The organism is Micromonospora sp. ATLC20, assembly GCF_057196585.1.
This window is the reverse complement of record NZ_JBXUOV010000292.1, coordinates 1-4,216: the sequence shown is the minus strand read 5'-3', so window position 1 is coordinate 4,216 and position 4,216 is coordinate 1. Positions and strand designations below refer to the sequence as shown.

Genomic DNA, 4,216 nt, shown 5'->3' with positions numbered 1-4,216 from the left:
GCCCGGCGCTGTGGGCCGCCGGTCAGCCGCCGGCCGGCCCGGTGGCGCTCGCGTGGGCGGAGGCACCCGCCGGGCGGGCCCGTCTCGACGAGGCGCACCTGCCCGGATGCAGGGCGGTACCGGACCGGGACGCGGTCCGGCTGCACGGCCGCAAGGAACGCGTCGTCGACGGCCTGGCCGCCACCTCGGCGGTGGTGGTCGCCCGAGGGCCCGACGGCCCCGGCCTGTACCTCGCCGACCTCGCGGCGACCCGTCGCGTCCCGCTGCCGGCGCCGTGGGACGCCACCCGCGCCGAGTGCCTGGTGGACCTCGCCGGCGCGCCGGCGGAGGATCTGTGGCTGGACGCCCGCCGGGTACTGGCCGACACCCGGCGGCTGGCGCTGGCGCTGTTCGCCTGCGAGGCGGTGGGAATCGCCCGCCGGGCCCACGAGATCGCCGTCGCCCACGCCCGCGACCGGGTGCAGTTCGGCCGCCCGATCGGCGCCAACCAGGCGGTGTCGCACCCGCTCGCCCAGGCGTACGCCCGGATCGAGACGGCGCGGTCGCTCGCCTACCGCGCCGCCTGGTGCGTCGCCGAGCGGGAGCCCGGCGCGGAGCCGGAGGTCGTCGCGGCGGCCCTGGCCGCGCGGGAGGCGGCGCTCACCGCCAGCGAGGCCGCGATCCAGACGCTCGGCGCGGCCGGGTTCACCTGGGCGCATCCGGCCCATCGCTGGTACCGCCGGGCGCTGTGGCACCAGGACTTCGCCGGTACGGCGTCGGATCTGCGGGCCGAGCTGGCCGCGATGGTCCTCGCCGCGGCCTGACGCCCCGCCTCAGCTGTCGGTGGCCGCCGAGTGCTTGCGGCGCAACCGGGTGATCCAGCCCTGCGCGGTGTGCGCGGGGACTCCGAAGTGCCCGGCCACCCCGGCGATCGTGCCGGTCTGCCGGTAGACGGCCTCCAGCTCGTCGTCCTGCGGGGCCCGCCGGTACGCCCGCCCGGCCTGGATCCGGGCGGTCGCGGCCGGCTTGCGGCTCAGCCCGCCCTTGCGGGACCGGCCGGTCGCCGGGCTCGCCGGTTCGGCGCGCGCCGGCTCGGCCGCACCGGTGCTGACCCGGGGGAGCGCGCCACCGGTCACCGAGACGCCCGGCCGGTCCCCGGCGGCACCCGGGATGAACGCGGACAGCAGCAGCTCGAGATTGACGTACGGAAGCTCGCCGCCGCGCATCTCCGCGCCCTCGACCGGCTGGATCACGACCTCCTTGACCGTCGGACGGCCGTCCTCGAGTTCGAGGCGGACCCGCGTCTGCACCGCCGGACTGGCGAAGCTGTCGTCGACGACGGGGACGATGGTGACGATGTATTCGTTCATGTCATGCCTTCTTCGGGCACCTGCGGTCCAGAGTTTCTGGTCCCGCGGTGGCGCGGCCCGGGCGTCGGAGGTAGGGTGCGCTGCTTGCGTCGAAGCACGGTTGACACATCGTAGCGGAACAGAAGACGCAATACACCAAGCGGTGAACGCGGAATCGCCGGAGCCCAGCACAGAGACTCAATACTCGTCGGTGCCGGGGTCCATCATCGAGGCGATGAGCGCGGAGCGTGACGACACACCGACCTTGCGGAAGATGCGGGTCAGGTGCGCCTCGACGGTCTTGACCGTGACGTAGAGCCGCTCCGCCGCCTCGCTGTTGCTCATGCCGGTCGCGATGAGCTGGACGATCTCCCGCTCCCGGCGGGTCAGCGTCGGCATGTCGGCAGGTGGCCCGGCGGTCCGCCGGCCGGCGCGACCGGCCCGGCCCAGCAACCGGCTCTGCGCGCTGATCGAGGCCCGGTGCAGGATCCGGGCGCCGCACGTCTCGGCGATGCGCCGCACCTGGGCCAGGCTCGCCTCGGCGGCCTGCCAGTCGTGCAGCCCGTCCAGCGCCTTGGCGTGCACCAGACGCGCGGCGGCCTCCTCCAGCGGCCAGCCGAGCTGGGCGAACGCCTCGGCGGCGCCGGCCGCACCGGCCGCCGCGGCGGGCAGGTCGGTGGCCATCGCGATCCGCGCCCGGGCCAGCGCCACGTGCGCCTGCTGCCCCGGCAGGTCACACGCGCCGGCGTGCCGTTCGGCCTGCTGCACCCAGCGCCGGGCCTCCTCGACGTCGCCCCGCCGCCGGGCCGCGCCGGACAGCGTCGCGGCCCAGTAGGGGCGGTGGCACACGTCCACCGCGCGCAGCGTGGTCCCGCCGCAGGCCCGGATCAGCAACGTCAGCGTGTTGGCGCGGTCGGCGCACTCGTCGCGCATCTGCGCGTGGATGCGCTGGACGACCGAGCCGAACCAGTCGTCGGCCGAGCTGCGCACGACCGGCTCGGCCAGGCGCAGCGCCGCGGCCGGCCCGTCCTGCCAGTACACGACGGCGGTACGCATGATGCGGGCGAACCGGTGCATGGTGTCCAGCTCGAGCCGGTCGGCGTACCGCTCGGCCTCGACGGCGTCCGCGCGCGCCTGGTCCAGCAGGCCGAGCTGGCGGGCGGCGCAGGACCGCCCGCTGCGCAGATACGGCACCAGCACATCGTTGCGGGCGGTGGTGGCGATGCGCAGCGCCCGGTCGAAGTGCCGGATCGCGCGCGTCTCCCGGCCCTGGAGCAGTTCCACCCAGCCGAGCAGCGCCAGCACGTCCAGGTGTGTGCTCAGCTCGGCGTCGGTCGAGGCGTCGGCGGCCGCCGTGGCGTCGGCCACTGTCGCCGTCACGTCCACTGTGCTCGGCACGTAGCAGGCGGCGAACGCCGAGACCACCCCGAACCACGCCGCCTCCACCGGGCGGCCGGCCGCCCCGCCGGTCCGCCGGGCCAGCGCGGCGTAGCGGGCCGCCTCCCGCTCACCGGCCAGCGCCCCGCAGATCGCCAGTTCCGCGGCGACGGCGGCGGTCAGCCGTCCGGGCAGCGGCGCGGTGTGCGGCTCCGGCATCAGGTCACGCAGCAGCGTGTACCCGAGGCGGCTCTGCCCGCGCAGCCGTTCCACCCGGGCCTGGGCCAGGACCGCCTCCGCCCGCACGTCCCCGTCCGACCGGGCCGCGACGTCCTGGAGCACGCCCCGCCCGTCGGCCACCCGGCCGGCGCGCACCAGCGCGTCGGCCAGGTGCAGCCCTTCGGCCGGGGGCAGCCCGGAGCGCGCCGACGCCGACGGGGCCAGACGCGCGGCCACCGACAGCCAGCGCACGGTGTCCGCCGCCGGCACGAACGGATGACCGGCGGCGGAGAGCAGCGTACGGGCGGCGTCCGTGTCACCCGGGCGGGCCGATCGGGCCAGGTGGTCGGCGTAGGCGGGCGCGGGATGGCCCAGTTCGCGCAGCACCCGGGCGGCGGTGGCGTGCAGCGTGCGGCGGCGTCCCGGCGGCACCTGCCGGTAGACCGCGGCGCACAGCACCGGGTGCCGGAACCGCAGCGCCGGCTCCTCGTGCAGGTCGGCGCGCAGCACCTCGCGGGCGACGAGCCGGTCGGTCAGGTCCTGGCAGTCCTGCGGGTCCAGCTCGCACATGGCGGCGATCAGCGTCGGGTCGAATGTCACTCCGAGCACCGCGGCGGCCTCGGCCACGGCCCGTTCCGGCGGCGGCAGCGCCAGTTCCGGCGCGAGCACCCGCACCACCTCGGGCGGCAGCGCCTCGGCCAGGTCGACCGGCTGGTGCCGGCTCGGGTCCAGGCAGTCGTCGTCGAGGTGCCGGTACGCCTGGCTGTACAGCGGGTTGCCCCCGCCCAGCGCGTGGATGCGCTCCGCGCGGTGGCACGGCTGGGCCAGCATCCGCCCGACCTCGACCACCGACAGCGGCGGCACCTCCAGGCGTTCGTGCCGTCCGCTGGTCACCGCCAGGGCCGCGGCGAGCGGGGCGGACATCCGGGCCAGCCGGTACGCCAGCACGAGGACCAGCCCGGCCGGCGGATTACGGACCAGCTCGCCGATCAGCTCCAGTGAGGACGCGTCGGCCAGGTGCGCGTCGTCGACCAGCAGCATCGGGCCGCCCTGCCGGCTGTGCCCGGCGGCGAGCGCCGCGAGCAGCCGTGACCTCGGGTCACGCCGGCCGGTGCCGCGCGCGCCGTCGTGGGAGCGCCAGAGCGGGGCGAGCATCGCGTACGTCGCGGGGGCGCGCCCGACCGCGGACAGCACGCTCAGTCCGGCGGCGCGGGCGAGGCGCCCGCAGCGTTCGAGCAGCGCCGTCTTCCCGATCCCCGGCGCGCCGGGCAGCTCCAGGACGGTGGACGTGC

3 protein-coding genes are annotated in these 4,216 nt (G+C 76.7%); 1 reads left to right on the top strand and 2 read right to left on the bottom strand.

The features are described from left to right. Positions 1 to 803: acyl-CoA dehydrogenase family protein (locus tag AC2CHG_RS30260; protein WP_484526088.1), on the top strand; the 803-nt coding region annotated here is incomplete at its 5' end. Positions 804 to 812: 9 nt separating this feature from the next. Here the strand turns inward: AC2CHG_RS30260 and AC2CHG_RS30255 are convergent. Both AC2CHG_RS30255 and AC2CHG_RS30250 read right to left on the bottom strand, forming a co-directional pair. Further along, the gene (locus AC2CHG_RS30255; protein WP_355512909.1) at positions 813 to 1,349 is read right to left on the bottom strand and encodes a hypothetical protein; all 537 of its coding nucleotides are present in this window, start codon (positions 1,347 to 1,349) and stop codon (positions 813 to 815) included. Between the two features lie 177 nt (positions 1,350 to 1,526). After that, positions 1,527 to 4,216, bottom strand: a 2,690-nt coding sequence (locus AC2CHG_RS30250) for a helix-turn-helix transcriptional regulator (protein ID WP_484526087.1), incomplete at its 5' end; no start/stop codon positions are given.